This window comes from Streptomyces sp. NPDC048196 (assembly GCF_040652715.1).
Lineage (GTDB): Bacteria > Actinomycetota > Actinomycetes > Streptomycetales > Streptomycetaceae > Streptomyces > Streptomyces siderophoricus.
This window is the reverse complement of record NZ_JBEZMM010000001.1, coordinates 452,299-471,127: the sequence shown is the minus strand read 5'-3', so window position 1 is coordinate 471,127 and position 18,829 is coordinate 452,299. Positions and strand designations below refer to the sequence as shown.

General features: G+C 72.0%; 20 protein-coding genes. 4 read left to right on the top strand and 16 right to left on the bottom strand.

Annotation, left to right across the window (positions count from 1 at the left end; all coding sequences use genetic code 11):
- Positions 1–41: 41 nt before the first annotated feature.
- The 8 genes from AB0E02_RS02250 to hsaA (AB0E02_RS02215) form a co-directional block, all read right to left on the bottom strand.
- On the bottom strand, positions 42–809 hold the full coding sequence (locus tag AB0E02_RS02250) for a glucose 1-dehydrogenase (protein WP_362135015.1): 768 nt from the start codon (positions 807–809) through the stop codon (positions 42–44).
- Positions 810–859: 50 nt separating this feature from the next.
- A complete protein-coding gene (locus AB0E02_RS02245; RefSeq protein WP_362135013.1) occupies positions 860–1,642 on the bottom strand; it encodes an SDR family NAD(P)-dependent oxidoreductase in 783 nt (260 codons plus the stop codon).
- A 38-nt stretch (positions 1,643–1,680) separates the two neighbouring features.
- Positions 1,681–3,342, bottom strand: a complete 1,662-nt coding sequence (locus AB0E02_RS02240) for an FAD-dependent oxidoreductase (protein ID WP_362135011.1) — start codon at positions 3,340–3,342, stop codon at positions 1,681–1,683.
- A 110-nt stretch (positions 3,343–3,452) separates the two neighbouring features.
- Positions 3,453–3,968, bottom strand: coding sequence for a flavin reductase family protein (locus AB0E02_RS02235; protein ID WP_362135009.1), 516 nt, complete (start codon positions 3,966–3,968; stop codon positions 3,453–3,455).
- A complete protein-coding gene (locus AB0E02_RS02230) occupies positions 3,956–4,849 on the bottom strand; it encodes a VOC family protein (protein WP_362135007.1) in 894 nt (297 codons plus the stop codon). Before AB0E02_RS02230 ends, AB0E02_RS02235 begins: the two co-directional genes overlap by 13 nt.
- Before the next feature lie 17 nt (positions 4,850–4,866).
- Positions 4,867–5,736 carry a 4,5:9,10-diseco-3-hydroxy-5,9,17-trioxoandrosta-1(10),2-diene-4-oate hydrolase gene (gene hsaD / locus AB0E02_RS02225; protein WP_362135005.1) on the bottom strand — a complete coding sequence of 290 codons (870 nt, stop codon included), beginning with the start codon at positions 5,734–5,736 and terminating at the stop codon, positions 4,867–4,869.
- 12 nt (positions 5,737–5,748) lie between these two features.
- Complete coding sequence (gene hsaA, locus AB0E02_RS02220) at positions 5,749–6,915, bottom strand: 3-hydroxy-9,10-secoandrosta-1,3,5(10)-triene-9,17-dione monooxygenase oxygenase subunit (protein WP_362135003.1); 1,167 nt, start codon at positions 6,913–6,915, stop codon at positions 5,749–5,751.
- Between the two features lie 142 nt (positions 6,916–7,057).
- Positions 7,058–8,227 carry a 3-hydroxy-9,10-secoandrosta-1,3,5(10)-triene-9,17-dione monooxygenase oxygenase subunit gene (gene hsaA / locus AB0E02_RS02215; protein WP_362135000.1) on the bottom strand — a complete coding sequence of 390 codons (1,170 nt, stop codon included), beginning with the start codon at positions 8,225–8,227 and terminating at the stop codon, positions 7,058–7,060.
- 169 nt (positions 8,228–8,396) lie between these two features.
- On the opposite strand from hsaA (AB0E02_RS02215), the gene AB0E02_RS02210 reads away from it, so the two are divergent.
- Complete coding sequence (locus AB0E02_RS02210) at positions 8,397–9,275, top strand: IclR family transcriptional regulator (protein ID WP_362134998.1); 879 nt, start codon at positions 8,397–8,399, stop codon at positions 9,273–9,275.
- Between the two features lie 22 nt (positions 9,276–9,297).
- Here the strand turns inward: AB0E02_RS02210 and AB0E02_RS02205 are convergent, their stop codons facing one another.
- From AB0E02_RS02205 to AB0E02_RS02170, 8 genes are all read right to left on the bottom strand, one after another.
- Positions 9,298–10,365 (bottom strand): ferredoxin--NADP reductase, encoded by a 1,068-nt coding sequence (locus AB0E02_RS02205; RefSeq protein WP_362134996.1) that lies wholly within the window; start codon positions 10,363–10,365, stop codon positions 9,298–9,300.
- A complete protein-coding gene (locus AB0E02_RS02200; RefSeq protein ID WP_362134994.1) occupies positions 10,358–10,585 on the bottom strand; it encodes a hypothetical protein in 228 nt (75 codons plus the stop codon). The genes AB0E02_RS02205 and AB0E02_RS02200 overlap by 8 nt, the downstream gene beginning before the upstream one ends.
- 1 nt (position 10,586) lies before the next feature.
- A complete protein-coding gene (locus AB0E02_RS02195) occupies positions 10,587–11,732 on the bottom strand; it encodes a Rieske 2Fe-2S domain-containing protein (protein ID WP_362134992.1) in 1,146 nt (381 codons plus the stop codon).
- Positions 11,733–11,753: 21 nt separating this feature from the next.
- Positions 11,754–12,779, bottom strand: coding sequence for a 4-hydroxy-2-oxovalerate aldolase (gene dmpG / locus AB0E02_RS02190; protein ID WP_362134990.1), 1,026 nt, complete (start codon positions 12,777–12,779; stop codon positions 11,754–11,756).
- Positions 12,776–13,681: an acetaldehyde dehydrogenase (acetylating) gene (locus AB0E02_RS02185; RefSeq protein WP_362134988.1), complete on the bottom strand. Its 906-nt coding sequence runs from the start codon at positions 13,679–13,681 to the stop codon at positions 12,776–12,778. Before AB0E02_RS02185 ends, dmpG begins: the two co-directional genes overlap by 4 nt.
- Before the next feature lie 14 nt (positions 13,682–13,695).
- On the bottom strand, positions 13,696–14,478 hold the full coding sequence (locus tag AB0E02_RS02180) for a 2-keto-4-pentenoate hydratase (protein WP_362134986.1): 783 nt from the start codon (positions 14,476–14,478) through the stop codon (positions 13,696–13,698).
- A gap of 146 nt (positions 14,479–14,624) precedes the next feature.
- On the bottom strand, positions 14,625–15,536 hold the full coding sequence (locus AB0E02_RS02175) for an SDR family oxidoreductase (protein ID WP_362134984.1): 912 nt from the start codon (positions 15,534–15,536) through the stop codon (positions 14,625–14,627).
- Positions 15,537–15,557: 21 nt separating this feature from the next.
- Positions 15,558–16,334, bottom strand: coding sequence for an SDR family oxidoreductase (locus AB0E02_RS02170; RefSeq protein WP_362134982.1), 777 nt, complete (start codon positions 16,332–16,334; stop codon positions 15,558–15,560).
- Positions 16,335–16,412: 78 nt separating this feature from the next.
- On the opposite strand from AB0E02_RS02170, the gene AB0E02_RS02165 reads away from it, so the two are divergent.
- Genes AB0E02_RS02165 through AB0E02_RS02155 form a run of 3 tightly spaced genes read left to right on the top strand, consistent with a single transcriptional unit; the run spans position 16,413 to position 18,819 of the window.
- Positions 16,413–17,192 (top strand): enoyl-CoA hydratase family protein, encoded by a 780-nt coding sequence (locus tag AB0E02_RS02165; RefSeq protein ID WP_362134980.1) that lies wholly within the window; start codon positions 16,413–16,415, stop codon positions 17,190–17,192.
- Entirely contained in the window at positions 17,189–18,055 is an 867-nt protein-coding gene (locus tag AB0E02_RS02160) for a CoA-transferase (protein ID WP_362134978.1), read from the top strand. The genes AB0E02_RS02165 and AB0E02_RS02160 overlap by 4 nt, the downstream gene beginning before the upstream one ends.
- Complete coding sequence (locus tag AB0E02_RS02155) at positions 18,052–18,819, top strand: CoA-transferase (protein ID WP_362134976.1); 768 nt, start codon at positions 18,052–18,054, stop codon at positions 18,817–18,819. Before AB0E02_RS02160 ends, AB0E02_RS02155 begins: the two co-directional genes overlap by 4 nt.
- Positions 18,820–18,829: the final 10 nt, after the last annotated feature.

Sequence of the window (18,829 nt, the reverse complement as noted above, 5' to 3'; positions counted from 1 at the left end):
CGATGCTTCCCTCCCACCGGCCCGCGTCCCACCTCGGCGGCTCACCGGCCGATGAGTTGCTGGACCGTCGGGCCGGTGGTCCAGCCGCCGTCGACGGCCAGTTCGGCGCCGGTGATGTAGGAGGCGGCGTCCGAGAGCAGGAAGGCGACCGCCTCCGCGATCTCCGGGGGCTCGCCGACCCTGGCCATGGGGGTCTGGGGGTAGTTGCCCTCGCCCTGGGCTATGCCGACCTGGGCGGTCATCGGGGTGTGGACCATGCCGGGGTGGACCGAGTTGACGCGGATCCGGGAGGTGCCCAGCTCCACGGCGCCGACTTTGGTCAGGCCGCGCACTCCCCACTTGGCCGCCCCGTACCCGGCGGTCAGGGCCAGGCCCATGAGTCCGGCCGCGGAGGACATATTGACGAGGGAGCCGCCGCCGTTCTCCTTCATCACCGGGATCACCGTCCGCATGCCGAGGAAGACCCCGGTGAGGTTGATGTCGATCACCTGGCGGAAGCCCTCGACCGACTGCTCCTCCAGCGGGTGGGAGCCGCCCGAGATGCCCGCGTTGTTGACCAGCCCGTCGACCCGGCCGAAGGCGGCGACCGTGACGTCCACGACCTCGCGCCAGTCCTCCTCGGAGGTGACGTCGTGCCGGAGGAACCGGACGTTCTCGCCGAGCTTCTCGGCGAGGGTCCGCCCCTCCTCCTCCAGTACGTCGGTGAGCACCACCCGGGCGCCGGCCGCGACCGCGACCCGGCCGGTCTCCGCGCCGAGCCCCCGCGCCCCGCCGGTGATGATCACCGTCTTGCCCTGCAGATCCGCCATCGAAGTCCTCTCCTCTTGTGGGTCGGTGAAGTCGTCGCGTCTGTCGGCGGTCACATGTGGGTGCCGCCGTCGATGCGGATCTCGGTCCCGGTGATGAAGGCGCCGTCCTCGGAGGCCAGCATCGCGACGACGCCCGCCACGGCCTCCGGTCCGGCGAAGCCGGTCTCCGGGTCGGCGAAGCCCTCCCCCACCAGCGCCGGCCGCAGCTTGGCAAGGAGCTCCCGGTCGGTGTCCTCGGGCAGCCCCGGGTTGCCGGTCATCCCGCTGGCGATGCTGCCCGGAGCCACGCACACCGCCCGCAGCCCCTGCTTGGCGTACTCGGCCGCGAGGGCGTGGGTGAAGGACTGGATGCCGCCCTTCGTCGCCGCGTACGCCGCCATGTAGGGGTGGGCGAAGCCGGCCGAGGTGGAGCTGAAATTGACGATCACGCCCCGGCCGGTGGCCAGGAGCGCGGGCAGTGCCTCGCGGGTCATCAGGAAGGTGCCGGTGAGGTTGACCCCGACGAGCGTGTTCCAGAACTCCAGCGTGGTGGCGTGGGTGTGTGCGGAGCGCAGGATGCCGGCCGCGTTGACCAGCACGTCGAGACCGCCGAGCTGTGCGGTGGCACCGCCGACCGCCTCTCGTACGGACGCCTCGTCGGCGATGTCCACCACGGCGGTGGTCAGCCGGTCGGCGTGGCCGGCGACCAGGGCGGCGGTCTCCTTCAGCCCGGACTCCGACACGTCGGCGGCCACGACGGCCGCGCCTTCGTCCAGGAGCCGCGAAACGGTCGCCCGGCCGATGCCGGAGCCACCGCCGGTGACCAGGACCCGCCGTCCGTCGAAGCGTGGCATGTGTCTTCTCCTTCTCTTCTGTCGCTGGGTGGGACGGGTCAGGTGCGGGCGATGTGGTGGGCCGCGAGCCAGCCGAAGGTCATGGCCGGGCCGATGGTCGCGCCGGGCCCTGGGTAGGTCTCGCCCATCACCGCGGACGAGACGTTGCCGGAGGCGTACAGGCCCTCGATGACCGTGCCGTCCTCCCGCAGCACCCGGGCCGTGGCGTCGGTGACCAGACCGCCCTTGGTGCCGATGTCGCCCGGGTGCACCGGGATCGCGTAGTACGGCCCCTTCTCCAGCGGCGCCAGGTTGGGGTTGGGCAGTGTGGGGTCGCCGTAGTAGCGGTCGTAGACGCTGTCGCCGCGGTGGAAGTCCTCGTCGCGGCCGGCCCGGGCGAAGCCGTTGAAGCGGTCCACGGTGGCGCGCAGCCGGTCCGGGGCGATGCCGAGGTGGGTCGCCAACTCCTCGACCGAACCGGCCTTCTTGACGAATCCGCTCGCCACCCACGGCCTGGGGAACGGCTGGCCCGGGAACAGCCCCATGAACAGGTAGCGGGACTTCGAGGTGGCGTCGAGGATCAGCCAGGACGGCACGGCGGTCGCCTCGGGCCGGTCGTGGGCGTACATCGCGTCGACGAACTCGTGGTATGGAGCGGCCTCGTTGGCGTAGCGCTCGCCCGCCGAGTTGACGATGACCATCCCCGGAACGCCGCGGTCGGCGACGAGGAAGAACGGCTTGCCCTCGGGCGGTACCACGGAGGGCGCGCCCCAGACCCGGTCCATCAGGTCGACGGCGGCGCCGGCGGCCAGGCCCAGTTCCAGGGCGTCTCCGGTCTGGCCCTCGGCCGCGGCGCTCCACTCGGTGGAGGTGGGCGCGGGCAGGTACTTCTCCCGCAGTTGCTGGTGGTGCGAGAAGCCGCCGGAGGCGAGGACCACTCCCCCGGTCGCCCGGACGGCCAGCTCCCGGTTGCCGAGGGTGACCCGGACGCCGGTGATCCGGCCGTTCTCCTCCACCAGGCCGGTCAGCGGTGCGGACAGCCACAGGTCGCCGCCGAGGAGGTCCAGCGAGTGCCGCATCCGGGCGATCAGCGCCTCGCCGAGGGCGAGCAGCTTCTGTCCGGTCAGCAGGGCCTTGACCGCCCGGGCGCCGACTTTGGCCGAGGTCCGCTTGCCGGCCCAGGTACGCCCGACCATGTTCAGGTGGCGGAAGTCCTGGGAGGTGATGGTCAGCCCGTAGGTGGGCAGCCCGGCCCGGCGCAGGGTGGTGCGCTGCTCGGGCGGGAGCTTCTTGAGGTCGAAGATCCGCGGTTCGATGGAGCGGCCCTGCGGGTGGCCGCCGAGCCGCTCGGGGTAGTAGTCGGAGTAGCCGGGGGTGTAGACGAACTTCACGGCCGTGCGGTCGTGGAACTCCCGCACCATCCGCGGTCCGTGCTCCAGGTAGGCGTCCTTGCGGTCGGCGGGGACCCGGTCGCCGACGGTGGCGTCGAGGTAGGCCCGGGCCTTCTCGGGGGTGTCGCCGAGCCCGGCGGCGTCCAGGTGGAAGTTGTTCGGCACCCAGACCGCGCCGCCGGACAGGGCGGTGGTGCCGCCGTAGACGTCGGTCTTCTCGACCACGAGGGCGGTCAGTCCGCGCAGGCGGGCGGTGAGGGCCGCGGCCATTCCCGCCGCGCCGGAGCCGACCACCACCACGTCGTAGGTGTGGTCCCAGGTGTTGTTCATCGCGTTCTACCTCGTCGTGTCGGTCGTCCGGCCGTGGCCGTCAGCTGGTGGCGGTCGCCGCCCTCGTCCCGTTGCCGGTCCCGGGGACGCCCGCGGTACGCGGTGGGTACTCAGCGCGAGAACGTGCCGGTGGCGTAGCGGCTGCGGAAGTACAGCAGCGGCCGCCCGTTCTCCTGGGCGGCGAGGTCGATCACCTCGCCGGTGACGATGGAGTGGTCGCCGGCTTCGTGGACCGCCGCCAAGCGGCAGTCCACGGTGGCCAGGGCGCCGTCGATCTGCACGGTGCCGTGCGGCGAGGTGCGCCAGGGCACGTCCGCGAACTTGTCGGTGCCGCTGCGGCCGAGTGCGACGCAGGTGTCCTGCTGATCCTCGGCGAGGATGTTGACGCAGAAGCGGCCGCCCCGCTCGATCCGTGGCCAGCTGGTGGAGGACTTGCCGACGGCCAGCATGACCAGCGGCGGGTCGAGGGAGAGCGAGGCGAAGGACTGGCAGGCGAAGCCGACGGGCTCCGCGCCGTCCAGTGCCGCCACGACCGTGATGCCGGTGGCGAAGCGGCCGAGGACGTCCCGGAAGCCGTCCGCATCGATCTGACGGGCCGTCACCCGGTCGTCGGTCAGCCGTTCCACTGGTGGCCCCAGAAGCTGTCGGCGGTGATCTCCTTGGCCACCCAGGTGGCCGGGTCGACGAGCAGGCCGTCCCAGCCGTACTCGACCTGGAAGCCGCCGGGAGCCTGGGCGTAGAACGACACCATGTGGTCGTTGGTGTGGCGGCCGAGGGTGGAGGCGATGGGGATGCCCGCGGCGTTCATGCGGTCCAGGCCGCGACCCACGTCGTCGAGGGTCTCCAGCTCCACCATGAAGTGCACGATGCCGGGAGGCAGGGCGCCGGGGTACAACCCCAGGCTGTGATGGCGCCGGTTGGGGCTCAGGAAGTGCATCCAGTGGAAGTCCCGCTGCTCGGCGGCCGTCGGGACGGCCTGCGGCGGCAGCTTCATGGAGTCGCGCAACTGGAAGCCGAGCAGGTTCTCGTAGAAGTCCAGCGCCGCCTCGGGGTCCGACACCGGGAGCACCACGTGGCCCAGGCCGAGGTCACCGGTGACGAAGCGGTTGCCGTACGGGGTGCCGAGCGCGGTGTGGTCCTGGGCCTGGCCCCAGTAGATCTCCAACGGGTTTCCGCCGGGATCCGTCACGTGCAGCATGCCCTGGACGCGGCGCTCGGCGAGTTCGGCGGCGACGGCGGGCTTGACGGCGACGCCCGCCGCCGCGAGCTCCTCGCCGACCCGGGCGAGTGCGGCGGCGTTCGCCACCTCCCAGCCGGCCGCCAGCAGCCGGTCGCTCCCGCCCGCCTGGACGACGATGCGGTGACAGCGGTCGTCCATGCGCAGGCAGAGGGTGTCCTCGGTGGTGCCGGCGGCCTCCACCATGCCGAGGATGTCGAGCGCGTAGGTGCGCCACTCGGCGAGCTTGGTGGTCTCCAGGCGCAGATAGCCGAGAGCACGGATGTCCATGGTCAGCCTTTCGTCGGTCAGTGCGAGAAGAAGTCGATGGCGAGGCGGTTGAACTCGTCGGCCTGCTCGGCCTGGGCCCAGTGGCCGCAGTGCGGGAAGACGTGCAGGCGGGCGTCCGGGATGGTCTTGAGGGCGACCAGCGCGCCGTCGAGGGGATTGACGCGGTCCTCGCGGCCCCAGGTGAGCAGCACCGGCTGGGTGATGCGGTGGGCCTCCCGCCACAGCATCCAGTCCTCGGCCCAGGCCGGGTTGGCGAAGGCGGCCCCCATCCGGGCGCTGCCCAGCCTGGTGTCGGGGTCGGTGGCCGAGGCCCAGCGCTCCTCGACCAGTTCGTCGGTGACGATCGACCGGTCGTAGGCCATGACGCCGAGGAAGGCGCGCAGTTGCTCCTTGGTGGGTTCCGGTGCGGTGTTGAATTCGAAGAGCCGCTTGATGCCCTCGGTCGGGTCCGGGGCGAAGAGGTTGACGGAGACGCCGCCGGGGCCCATCAGCAGCAGCTTGGCGACCTTGGCCGGGTGGTTCAGGGCCATGCGGACGGCGGTGCCGCCGCCGAGCGAGTTGCCGACGAAGTGCGCGCGGTCGATGCCCAGTTCGTCCATCAGCGCCGCGACGGCGTCCGCGCTGTAGCTGAAGTAGTCCTTGTCGAGCTCCGGCTTGTCCGAGCGGCCGAAGCAGGGCTGGTCGATCAGCAGGGTGCGGAAGTGCCTGGCGAAGACGGGGAGGTTGCGGCCGAAGTTGCTCCAGGCGGAGGCGCCGGGGCCACCGCCGTGCAGCATGATCACGACGGGTGCGTCCGGCCGGTCGTCCGGCCCGGCCTCGTGGTGGTGGAGGGTGATTCCCGCCGCCTTGCCGGTGCGGGAGGTCGACTCGTAGGTCAGCTCTGCCATCTGCGGCGCCTTTCAGGCCATGGTGTCTTGGGTGTCGATGCCGAGCGCGCACTGCCCGTACATCACCAGCGCCCGCTCCGGGTCGTTCGCGGCGTGGCCGCGGCCGGTGTGGGCGTCCCGCCAGGCGCGCTGGACCGGGTTGGGGGCGGTGCGCATGGCGCTGCCGCCGGCGTTCTCCATCAGCAGGTCGACCGCCGCGACCGCCCGCTCGGTGGCCCTCACCTGGTCCCGGCGGGTGCGGATGCGCAGTTCCATCGGGAGCTCCGCACCGCTCCGAGCGAGGGCGTACATCTCGCCCATGTTGCGGCTCAGTTGGAGCCAGGCCGCGTCGATGTCACTGGCCGCGCGGGCGATGCGCACCTGCGCGAAGGGGTCCTCGGCGACCTTCTGCCCGTAGGAGACGCGGAAGCGCTGCCGGGTGGCCTCGGCATAGGACTCGTAGGCGCCCTCGGCGATACCGAGGATCGGGGTGGAGATCGTGGTGGTGAACACGCCGGCGTACGGGAGCCGGTACAGCGGCTCGGGGTTGAGCTCGTGGCCGGGCACCTTCAGGGCGGTCACCGGGCCGAAGCTGAGCGCCCGGTGATCGGGCACGAAGACGTCCTCGACCACGACGTCGTTGCTGCCGGTGCCGCGCAGACCGACGGTGTCCCACACGTCGTCGATGCGGTACTCGGAACGGGGCACCAGGAAGGTGCGCATGTCCACCGGCCGGCCCTCGCCGTCCGGGACCAGGCAGCCGAGCAGGGCCCACCGGGCGTGGTCGCAGCCGGAGGAGAAGTGCCACCGGCCGGACAGCCGGAAGCCGCCGTCGACCGCGGTCGCCTTGCCGGTGGGGGCGTACGAGGAGGCGATGCGGGTCTTGGGGTCCCGGCCCCACACCTCCTGCTGGGCCCGCGGGTCGTACAGGGCGACGTGCCAGGGGTGGACACCGACCACCGAGGCGACCCAGCCGGTGGAGCCGCACGCCTTGGCGATCTCCTTGACCGCCGAGTAGAAGACCAGGGGGTCGGCCGCCCGGCCGCCGAAGGCCTTGGGCTGCAGCAGCTGGAAGAAGCCGGTGTCCTCCAGCTCCTTGACGGAGGTGTCCGGCACGCGGCGCAGCTCCTCCGCCTCGGCCGCGCGCTCGCGCAGGCTCGGGGCGAGGGCTCGGATCGCTGCCAGCACATCTTCGGCCATGGGAGCACCCCTTCTCGGTTCGTCGTGGTGGAAGCTCTCGGTGAGGAAGTGGCAGGACCGTACGCTGCGCCCTTCGGCGGCGAAATGCGCTGCTCCCACTGAGCGGGAGCAGGAGTCCCTCTCCTTCGGGAGAGGGGGGAAATCAGAGCATCGGGTCCTGGACATCGAGGCCGAGCGCGTGCCGGCCGAAGAGGACGAGCGCCCGCTCCGCGTCGTTGGCCGCCTGCCCGCGACCGGTGTGCACGTCCCGCCAGGCGCGCTGCAGGACATGGTCGCCGGTGCGCAGGGCGCCGCTGCCGGCGTTCTCCATCAGCAGGTCGACCGCCGCGACCGCCCGCTCGGTGGCCCTCACCTGGTCCCGGCGGGCGCGGACGCGCAGCTCCATCGGGAGCTCCGCACCGCTCCGGGCGAGGGCGTACAGGTCGTCGACGTTGCGGGTCAGTTGGAGCCAGGCCGCGTCGATGTCACTGGCGGCGCGGGCGATGCGCACCTGCGCGAAGGGGTCCTCGGCGGCCCGTTGGCCGTGGGAGACCTCGAAGCGCTCGCGGGCCGTCGCGAGGTGGTCCTCGTAGGCGCCCTCGGCGATGCCGACGATCGCGGTCGAGATGGTGGTCGTGAAGACGACGGCGTACGGCAGCCGGTACAGCGGCTCGGGGTTGCGGCGGTGGCCCGGGCAGGTCAGTGCGCTCATGGGGCCGTAGCCGAGGGTCCGGTGATCGGGCACGAAGACGTCCTCGACGACCAGGTCGTTGCTGCCGGTGCCGCGCAGGCCGACGGTGTCCCACACGTCGTCGATGCGGTACTGGGATCGGGGGACGAGGAAGGTGCGCATGTCCACGGGCCGGCCCTCGGCGTCCGCGACGAGGCCACTGAGCAGGGCCCACCGGGCGTGGTCACAGCCGGAGGAGAAACGCCACCGGCCCGAGAGGCGGAAGCCGCCGTCGGCCGGGGTGACGGTCCCGGTCGGGGCGTAGGAGGAGCAGATCCGGGCGGAGCGGTCCTCGCCCCACACCTCCTCCTGCGCCCGTGGGTCGAAGAGGGCCACGTGCCACGGATGCACACCGAGAACCGCGGCGACCCAGCCGGTCGCCCCGCACGCCTTGGCGATCTCCTTCACCGCGGCGTAGAAGACGGCCGGGTCGGCGGCGAGACCCCCGTACGCGCTGGGCTGGAGCAGCCGGAAGAAGCCGGCCCGGGCCAGCTCCTCGACGGAGGATGCGGGCACCCGGCGCAGCGCCTCGGCCTCGGCCGCCCGCTCACGGAGGGCGGGGACGAGGTCGCGGACCGCTGCCAGAACGCGGTCGTCGCGCATGCGTATCCCTCATGTCCACACGTCGTCCCGGGGTGACGGGAGGGAACCTACGCGTTTACCGTTCCGAAACGGAACACCCTCTATCCGCCGGCCGGAATCCACTGCACCATCCAAGCAATACCGCAGATCACGGCCGCGACCAGGGGCTTGCCGGCCGTCCGTGTGGGAGGTGCCGTTGACGACGCATGCCGTCGAGTCCGGAGGTCCGCCGCTGTCCCTGCTGGAGAAGGCGGCGAAGGTACTGAGCGCGTTCCAGACCGCGCAGCCCCGGCTCACCCTGACCGAGGTCGTGCAGCGCTCCGGTCTGCCCCGGTCCTCCGCGCACCGCATCCTCGACCAGCTGGTGCAGCAACGCTGGCTGGAGCGGGAGGGCCGCGACTACCGGCTGGGCATGGGCATGTTGGAGCTGGGTGCCATGGCCGCGCACCACAACCGGCTGCGCCGGGCGGCGCTGCCTCATCTGCACGCGCTGCACGAGTCCACCGGCCATCTGGTGCACCTCACGGTGCTCGACGGCACCGAGGTGGTCTACCTGGAGCGGATCGGCGGGTCGCACGACCACGGCGTGCCGTCGCGGGTGGGCGGGCGGCAGCCGGCGTACTGCACGGCGGCGGGCAAGGCGATCCTGGCCTTCAGCGACGACGGGCTGGTCGAGCCGGTGATCCGGAACGGGCTGCGGCCACGGACACCGCGCACCATCACCCGCCCCGAGTCCTTCCGCGGCGAGCTGGCGCGGGTGCGGGAGCGTGGGGTCGCGTTCGACTACGAAGAGGGGTTCCAGGGGGTCTTCTGCGTGGCTGCTCCCCTGCGCGGCGCGGGCCGGGCGATCGCCTCGATCTCGGTGTGCGGCAACGGCGCGCACCGGGAGTTGGAGCGGATCGCACCGGCGGTGCTCGGCTGCGCCCGGTCGGTGTGGCAGGCGATGTTCGGGCCGGGGCAGCGCGCGAAGAAGCGGGCGCAGTCGGCCCCGGCCCTGCCCGCGGCCGGTGTTCCGCAGCCCGCGATGGACAACATGATGTCCTGGCTGCGCTTCAGCGAATGGATGTGAGGCGGTCGCCGCGGGCCGACCGTCAGGTGTAGGTGATCCCCACCTGGCCGGTCAGCGGCACGGCCTGGCAGGCCAGGACGTATCCCTCGGCGACGTCCTGGTCGTCCAGGACGTCGTTGCGGAGCATCTTCACCTCGCCGGCCACGACCCGGCAGGTGCAGGCGCTGCACGCGCCCTCCCGGCAGGAGTACGGGGCGTCCACTCCGGCGGCCAGCAGGACGTCGAGCAGCGGTGTCCCCGACGGCCAGCGGACCGTGCGGGTTTCGCCGTCGAGCACCACCTCGGCCGTGCTGTCGTCCCGGACCGTCGTACTGTCCGCCCCGGCCGTCGTACCCTCCACCGCGGCCGGTGTGTCGAAGACGTCGCCGCTCAGGGAGAAGAACCGTTCCCGGTGGATCCGGTCGCCCGGGGTGCCGAGGGCGCGCAGGCCCTGTTCGACGGCGTCCATCAGCGGCTCCGGCCCGCAGACGAAGGTCTCGCGGTCGGCGTACGGCGCGAGCACGGTGCTCAGCCGGTCCGCGGCGGGGAGGCCCTGGAGCGACTCCAGCCAGTGGATCACCAGCAGTCGGTCCGGGTGGCGCTCGGTCAGTTGCCGCAGCTCGTCGCGGAAGATGACCGAGGGCTCGTCGCGGTTGGCGTACAGGAGCGCCACCCGGCCCCGTCCTTGTGCCAGGGCCGACTTGGCGATGGACAGTACCGGGGTGATGCCGCTGCCTCCGGCGACGAGCAGCAGGTCCCGGTCGAGGGATCGCGGGGTGAAGGTGCCGGCCGGAGGCAGTACCTCCAGCTCCTGCCCCGCCGTGACGTGGTCGCACATCCAGTGGGAACCGTGGCCGCCGGCCACCCGCTTGACGGTGATCTTCATCGGTTCACCGGTGTGCGGTGAGCTGGCGAGGGAGTAGCAGCGGGCCGCCGGCCGGCCGTCCGCGCCGGGCAGTTTCAGGGTGAGGAACTGCCCGGGGCGGTACGCGAAGCGGTCGGCGCTCTCCGGCGGTGCCTGGAGCACCAGGGAGTGGGCCTCGGCCGTCTCGGCGATCACGTCGAGGACGCGCAGCCGGTGGGGGCGCGGCCCGGTCGTCGGCTCAGGCATCGAGGACCTCCAGAGTGCCGTTCTCGACGGCGTCGTCGATGCTCGCCCGCAGTGCCCGGCAGGTGCGTATCCGGGCGCTGATCGCGCCGGCGGCCACCCGGTCACGGAACTCGAAGCAGACGACGGCCGCGTCGGCGGTCCACTGCACGGAGGTGTGGGCCGGGCTGAATTTCTCGCAGTGGACCTGGTTGCCGCAGGTCGCGCACGTCACCGGCTGCATGTCAGGCTCCGGTCTCCGCCCGGCGGGCCAGGTTGTCCTCGACCTCCGAGCGCCAGGCCTTGTTGGCCCGCTCGGTGTCGATCTCGAACTCGAACCGACGCGTCATCTCGTCCTTGACGTCGGCGGCGTCCACGTAGAACTGCTCGTACCAGCGGCGCAGTTGGTAGACCGGGCCGTCCTCCTCGGTGAGCAGCGGGTTGTCGATCCGGGTCTTGTTCTTCCAGATCTCCACGTCCTGCTCGAAGCCGGCGGTCGCGCCCTCGGCGGTGAGCCGGGCGGCCTCCGCGGCCTGCTCGTCCGTCATGCCGGGGAGCTTCTTGACGATCGCCCCGTACTGCAGCTGGAAGCTGTTCTCGTCGATCGGGTAGTGGCAGTTGATCAGGACGATCTCCATCTCTACACCGCCGCCGACGTCGCTGTAGAGGTGGTCGATCATGTACGAGGGGCCGTAATAGGAGGCGTCCGACCGCAGGCGGCCGGAGCTGAGCGTGCCCAGGTCCATGTCACCGCGCGGACTGCTCTCCATGTACTGGGTGGCGATGTGCCCCTCGAAGACGTTCTTGAAGTACTCCGGGAAGGCGTAGTGGACGTAGAAGAAGTGCGCCATGTCCACGACGTTGTCCACGATCTCGCGGCAGTGGGAGCCCTCGACCCGCAGCGTCTTCCAGGTCCATTCGCTCCACTCCCCCGCGTCCGGGCCGTGGATGCCCTCGATCTCGGGGAGGGTGACGTCGGCCGGCGGCGGGTTGCCCTCCGGGTCGTTCCAGACGAAGAGCTGCTTGTTGCGTTCCAGCGTGATCCACGCGCGGGTGCGGGCGCGCGGCGGCACCCGGCGCGCGTACGGGATCCCGGCGCAGCGGCCGTTGCCCGCCCAGCGCCAGTCGTGGAACGGACAGGCGACGGCATCGCCCTTGACCGTGCCGTGGGCGAGGTTGCCGCCCATGTGCGGACAGTAGGCGTTCAGCACGTGCAGCTGTCCGTCGGTCCCGCCTTGGAAGACCACCAGCTTGGTGCCGAACGCCTCGATCTCGTGCGGCGTTCCGTCCTTGAAGCCGTCGGCCAGGCCCAGGCAGTGCCAGCCCCGCGCGAAGCGGGTGGGCGGCCGGCCCGCGTCGATGACCCGGACCTCGTCGTCGAGAGCAGTCATGTCGTTCCTCCTTCCGGCCGCTCAGTTCTGTGCGGCGAGTTCCACGGCGATGTCGATGAGCTGGTCCTCCTGGCCACCGACGAGGCGGCGCTCGCCCGCGCGCAGCAGGATCTCGGCGCCGGAGACGCCGTAGCGCTCGGCCTGCCGGTAGGCGTGCTTGAGGAAGCTGGAGTAGACCCCGGCGTGGCCCATCAGCAGGGCCGGCCGGTCGAGTTGGCACTCGTCGTCCATCACCGGGCGGACCACGTCCTCGGCCGCGTCGATGATCTTCAGTACGTCGATGCCGGTGCGGATGCCCATCTTGGCGCAGACGGCGACCAGCGCCTCGACGGCTGTGTTGCCCGCGCCGGCCCCGAGGCGACGGGTGGAGCCGTCGATCTGCAGGGCGCCGGCCCTGATGGCCGCGATCGAATTGCCGGTGCCGAGGGCGAGGTTCTCGTGCCCGTGGAAGCCGACCTGGGCGTCGTCGCCGAGCACGTCCACCAGGGCCTCGACCCGGGCGGTGACGTCGTCCATGACCATCGCCCCGGCCGAGTCGACCACGTAGACGCACTGGCAGCCGGCGTCGGCCATGATGCGGCCCTGCTCGGCCAGCTTCTCGGGCGTGGTCGAGTGGGCCATCATCAGGAACCCGACGGTCTCCAGGCCCCTCTCGCGGGCGAGCCCGAAGTGCTGGACGGAGATGTCGGCCTCGGTGCAGTGGGTGGCGATGCGGCAGATGCGCGCGCCGTTGGCGTGGGCGGCCCGGATGTCGTCCTTCACCCCCAGGCCGGGGAGCATCAGGAAGGCGATCTTCGCCCGCCGGGCGGTGTCCACCGCGATCTTGATGAGCTCTTGCTCGGGGGTCTTGGAGAAGCCGTAGGTGAACGACGAGCCACCGAGTCCGTCGCCGTGCGTGACCTCGATGACCGGGACCCCGGCGTCGTCGAGGGCCGCGACGACGGACCGTACGTCCTCGCCGGTGAACCGGTGCCGCTTGGCGTGCGACCCGTCGCGCAGCGAGGAGTCGGTGATGCGGATGTCGAGCGTGTCGGAGTAGGTCCTCATGCCTGCATGCCCTTCGCGAACTCCTCGCCGACCTTGGTCGCGGCGGCGGTCATGATGTCGAGGTTTCCGGCGTACGGCGGCAGGTAGTCGCCCGCGCCCTCCACCTCCAGGAAGAGCGCGACGCGCGCCATGCCGCCGTTCTCGGGACGGGCCTCGTCGAACTGCGGCTCGGTGCGCAGCCGGTAGCCGGGCACGTAGCCGGCGACCTGCTCGGCGATCTCCTTGACCGATTGGGTGATCGCGGCCCGGTCGGCGTCTTCGGGGATCGCGCAGAAGACCGTGTCGCGCATGATGACCGGTGGCTCGGCCGGGTTGAGGATGATGATCGCCTTGCCGCGTTCGGCGCCGCCGATGGTCTCGATGCCGCGGGAGGTGGTGCGGGTGAACTCGTCGATGTTCGCCCGGGTTCCGGGCCCGGCCGACACGGAGGCCACCGAGGCGACGATCTCGGCGTACGCCACGGGGACCACCCGGGAGACCGCGTACACCATCGGGATGGTGGCCTGACCGCCGCAGGTGATCATGTTGACGTTGGGGCGGTCGAGGTGCCCGTCCAGGTTGGCGGGCGGTACGACGGCGGGGCCGACGGCCGCCGGGGTGAGATCGACCGCCTTGATGCCGAGCGCGGCGTAGCGGGGCGCGTTGGCCCGGTGGACGGCGGCGCTGGTGGCCTCGAAGACGATGTCGGGCTTCTCGTCCTGCGCGAGGAGCCAGTCGACGCCCTCGTGGCTGGCCTCAAGTCCGGCGCGGCGGGCACGGGCCAGGCCCTCGCTGTCCGGGTCGACGCCGATCATCCAGCGGGGTTCGACGAGTTCGGAGCGTTGCAGCTTGTAGAGCAGATCGGTGCCGATGTTGCCGGATCCGACGATCGCGGCACTGGCCTTGGTCTTGGGGGGCGTCATTTCCTTGCATCACCTCAGATGAACGAGAGGGAGACCGGGCCCAGCCCGGTGAACTCGGCGGTGAAGGTCGCGCCGGCCGTCACATCGACGGCCCGGGTGCACGAGCCCGGCAGCACCAGGTGCCCCTTCTTCAGGGGCACGCCGAAGCGGGCCACGGTGCGGGCCAGCCACGCGACGGAGACGGCCGGGTCCCCGAGCACGGCGTCGCTGCGGCCCTCGGCGAGGAGCTCACCGCCACTGAAGAGCCGCGCGTCGATCGCCGTCAGGTCCCTCCCGCGCGGCTCGCGGCCCTCGCCGATGACATAGCCGGCGGAGGAGGCGTTGTCGGCGATGGTGTCGGCGATCGAGATCCGCCAGTCGCGGATCCTGCTGTCGATCAACTCCAGGGCCGGGACGACCCGTTCGGTGGCCGCGAGCACGTCCGCCGGGGTGCAGTCCTCGCCCGGCAGGTCGTCGCCGAGGACGAAACCGACCTCGACCTCGACGCGCGGGAAGCAGTAGCGGTTCACCGGCACCGGGACGCCGGAGGTGAGCTCCATGTCGTCGAGCAGATGACCGTAGTCGGGCTCGTCCACCCCCATCATCCGCTGCATGACGGGGGACGACAGGCCGACCTTGTGGCCGTGCACCCCGGCCCCGGCGTCGAGGCGGTGCCGGATGTTGAGGAGCTGGATCTCGTACGCGTCGTCGGTGTCGATCCCGGGGAACGTCTCGGTCAGCGGGGCGACCGGCGAGCGGCTGTGCTCGGCGCAGCGCAGGATCTCCGCCGCGCGCTGCCTTAGGGGGTCCGTGAGCATGGGGTCCTCTGCGGGGCGTCGGGCTGTCCCGGGAGGCTATGGGGGGTGCCTGCCGCCCGGGGAGCGCGAAATCCCGCTGACCGGGAAAGGTGCGCCGGGACCCCGTACGCCGCCGCCCGGCCGGGCGGCGGCGGGTCCAGCGGCTGCTACTGCGCTCCGTACACCGGCTGCGGGGGCTCGGCACCGGCGAGGAGTGTGCGGGCGGTGTCGCCCGCCTCGGCCGGGGTCCAGCGGGCGCCCCGGTCGGCGGTGGGGCCGGGCCGCCAGCCCTCCATGACGGTGATCCGCCCGCCCTCCGCCTCGAAGACCCGCCCGGTCACCCCGGCACTGGCGCCGGACCCCAGCCAGACGACGAGCGGGGAGACGTTCTCGGGGGCCATCGCGTCGAAGCCGTCGCCCTCGGGGGCGGCCATGGTGTCGGCGAAGGCCTGCTCGGTCATCCGGGTGCGGGCGGCCGGGGCGATGGCGTTGACCTGGATGCCGTAGCGGCCCAGCTCGGCGGCCGCGACGAGGGTCAGGCCGACGATCCCGGCCTTGGCGGCGGAGTAGTTGCCCTGGCCGACGCTGCCCAGCAGACCGGCCCCGGAGCTGGTGTTGATCACCCGGGCCTCGGGCGTGCGGCCGGCCTTCGCCTCGGCCCGCCAGTGCGCGGCGGCGTGCTGGAGGGGCAGGAAGTGGCCCTTGAGGTGGACCCGCATGACGGCGTCCCAGTCGTCCTCGTCGAGGTTGACCAGCATGCGGTCGCGCAGGAATCCGGCGTTGTTGACGAGGGTGTCCAGGCGGCCGAAGGTCTCCAGGGCGGTGGCGACGAGGGAGGCGGCGCCGTCGGCGGTGGCGATGTCACCGCCGTGGGCGACGGCCTCGCCGCCCCGCGTGCGGATCTCGTCGACGACCTGCTGGGCGGGGCCGGCGGCCCCTCCGGTGCCGTCGAGGCCGACGCCGAGGTCGTTGACGACGACCTTCGCTCCCTCAGCGGCGAGGGCGAGGGCGTGCGCGCGGCCCAGTCCGCGGCCCGCTCCGGTGACGGCGGCGACGCGTCCGGTGCAGATTCCGGTCATGGTGGATCCTCTCGGTGGAGATCAGTGGTTGACCGTCGCGGCGTCGAGGAACGCCGGCCGCTCCCCGCCCCCGTGGACGTGCAGGCTCGCGCCGCTGATGTACGCGGCCCGGTCCGAGGCGAGGAAGACGCAGGCGTCGCCGATCTCCGTGGGCTCGGCGAGCCGGCCGAGCGGGACGGTGCGGCCGACGGAGGCGATGCCGTCCTCGTCGCCGTAGTGCAGATGCGACAGTTCGGTGCGGACCATGCCGAGGACGAGGGTGTTGACGCGTACGCGGGGCGCCCATTCCACGGCCATGGAGCGGGCCAGGTTGTCCAGGCCCGCCTTGGCGGCGCCGTAGACCGCGGTGCCGGGTGAGGGCCGGGTCCCGCTGACGCTGCCGATCATGAGGATCGACCCGCCGCGCTCCTGACCGCGCATCAGCTCGTACGCGGCGAGCGAGGCGGTCAGCGGGGCGACGAGGTTGAGTGCGACGAGCCGGGCCGCGTGGTGCGGGTCGCTGTCGGCGAGCAGCCGGAAGGGGGTGCCGCCGGCGTTGTTGACCAGGGTGTCCAGCCGGCCGTGGTCGTCGCGGACCCGGTCGAAGAACGCGCCGACCGCGTCCGGGTCGCGCAGGTCGAGCGGGAGGAAGCGGGCGGTGCGCCCGGCCGCTTCGACGGGACGGTCCGGGGGGCGTCGTGCGCAGGTCACCACCTCGGCGCCGGCGGCGAGCAGGGCGCGGGTGATTCCCGCGCCGACGCCCCGGGTTCCCCCGGTGACGACGGCGACATGTCCGGACAGATCGAGGATCGCTGCCAATGCACACCTCCCGCAGCGAGCGGACCGCTGCTACCTTGCGCCTAACAAATGTTTGGTGGAAAGGTAGCTGATCTGCTCATGGGTGTCTCCACCTCCGCCCCGGAAGAGGGCGTCGCCGTCGTCACCGTGGATTTCCCTCCGGTCAACGCCCTTCCCGTGCAGGGCTGGTACGACCTCGCCGCCGCCGTACGCGCCGCCGGGACCGACCCGAAGGTGCGCTGCGTGGTGCTCACCGCCGCCGGCCGTGGCTTCAACGCCGGGGTCGACATCAAGGAAATGCAGCGCACGGACGGCCACCAGGCCCTGATCGGTGCCAACCGCGGCTGCTACGTCGCGTTCGCCGCCGTCTACGACTGCGAGGTGCCGGTGGTCGCCGCCGTGCACGGCTTCTGCCTGGGCGGCGGGATCGGGCTGGTCGGCAACGCGGACGCGATCGTGGCGAGCGAGGACGCCACCTTCGGCCTGCCCGAGCTGGACCGGGGCGCGCTCGGCGCGGCAACCCATCTGGCCCGGCTCGTTCCCCAGCACCTGATGCGGGCGCTGTATTACACCTCCCGCACCGCCACCGCGCAGGAGCTCCACCGGCACGGCTCGGTGTGGCGGGTGGTGCCCCACGAACAACTCCTTGACACGGCACTGGAGTTGGCCCGCGAGATCGCCGCCAAGGACGGCTTTCTGATCCGCCTCGCCAAGGCCGCTATCAACGGTATCGACCCGGTGGACGTCCGCCGCAGCTACCGCTTCGAGCAGGGCTTCACCTTCGAGGCCAACCTCAGCGGCGTCGCCGACCGGCTCCGCGACACGTTCGGCACCGACGCCGGCACCGGCACCCCCACCGGAAAGGAGCGGCAGCCATGAGCAGGGACAAGACGATGACCGCCGAGGAGGTGGTCGGCCGGCTGGCGAGCGGCATGACCCTCGGCATCGGCGGCTGGGGCTCGCGCCGCAAGCCGATGGCACTGGTCCGCGCGCTGCTGCGGTCCGACCTCACCGATCTGACCGTGGTGAGTTACGGCGGACCCGACGTCGGACTGCTCGCCGCCGCCGGGAAGATCCGCAAACTGGTCGCCGCCTTCGCCACCTTGGACTCGATCCCGCTGGAGCCCCACTTCGGGGCGGCCCGGCAGCGCGCCGCGTTCGAGATGGTGGAGCTGGACGAGGCCATGTTCATGTGGGGCCTGACCGCGGCCGCGCACCGGCTGCCGTTCATGCCGATCCGCGCCGGCATCGCCTCGGACGTGATGACCGTCAACCCACAGCTGCGGACGGTCCGGTCCCCCTACGAGGACGGCGAGGAGCTCGTCGCCGTACCGGCCCTGCGGCTGGACGCCGCGCTGGTGCACCTGAACCGGGCGGACGTGCACGGCAACGGCCAGTACCTGGGCCCGGACCCGTACTTCGACGATCTGTTCTGCCAGGCCGCCGACCAGGCGTACCTCTCCTGCGAGCAGATCGTGGCGACCGCGGATCTGCTCAAGGCGCAAGGCCCGCAGTCACTGCTGGTCAAGCGGGCGTTCGTGAACGGCGTGGTGGAGACCCCGAACGGCGCGCACTTCACCTCCTGCGCACCCGACCACGACCGCGACGAGACGTTCCAGCGCGCCTACGCCCGGGCCGCCCGCGACCCCGAGGCCTGGCGGGCCTTCAGCGCGCGGTTCCTGTCGGGCGACGAGGCCGCGTACCAGGCCGCCGTTGCGGCGTTCCACGAGGAGGAAGCATGAGCGGCGGCACGACGACGGCGACCCGGGCCGAGTACTGCGTGGTGGCCTGCGCCGAGGCCTGGCGGGACGCGGGCGAGGTGCTGGCCGGCCCCATGGGCACGATCCCGATGATCGGCGCCCGGCTGGCGAAGCTCACCTTCTCCCCCGACCTGCTGCTGACGGACGGCGAAGCCTTGCTCATCGCCGACGTACCGGCGGTGGGCGCCAAGGCCGAGGTGGTCGAGGGCTGGCTGCCGTACCGTCAGCACCTGGCGCTGGTGGCCACCGGACGACGGCACGTGATGATGGGCGCCAGTCAACTGGACCGGCACGGCAACCAGAACATCAGCTGCATCGGGGACTGGGCCCGGCCCAAGCGCCAACTGCTGGGGGTCCGCGGGGCGCCGATCAACACGCTCAACAATCCGACAAGTTACTGGGTGCCGCGGCACTCCCCGCGCGTCTTCGTCGAGCGGGTCGACATGGTGTCGGGCGTCGGCTACGACCGCGCCGCCGCGGCCGGCCCGTCCGCGAGCCGCTACCACCACATCCCCGAGGTCATCAGCGACCTCGGCGTCTTCGACTTCGAGACCCCGGACCGCACGATGCGGCTGCGCTCGCTGCACCCGGGGGTCACGGTCGAGCAGGTCGCCGAGGCCACCGGTTTCGCGCTCACCGTCCCGGACGGGGTGCCGTACACCCGCGAGCCCACCGCCGAGGAGCTGCGGCTGATCCGCGAGGTGGTGGACCCGAAGGGTCTGCGCGAGCGCGAGGTGCCGGCATGAGCGAGGCGCG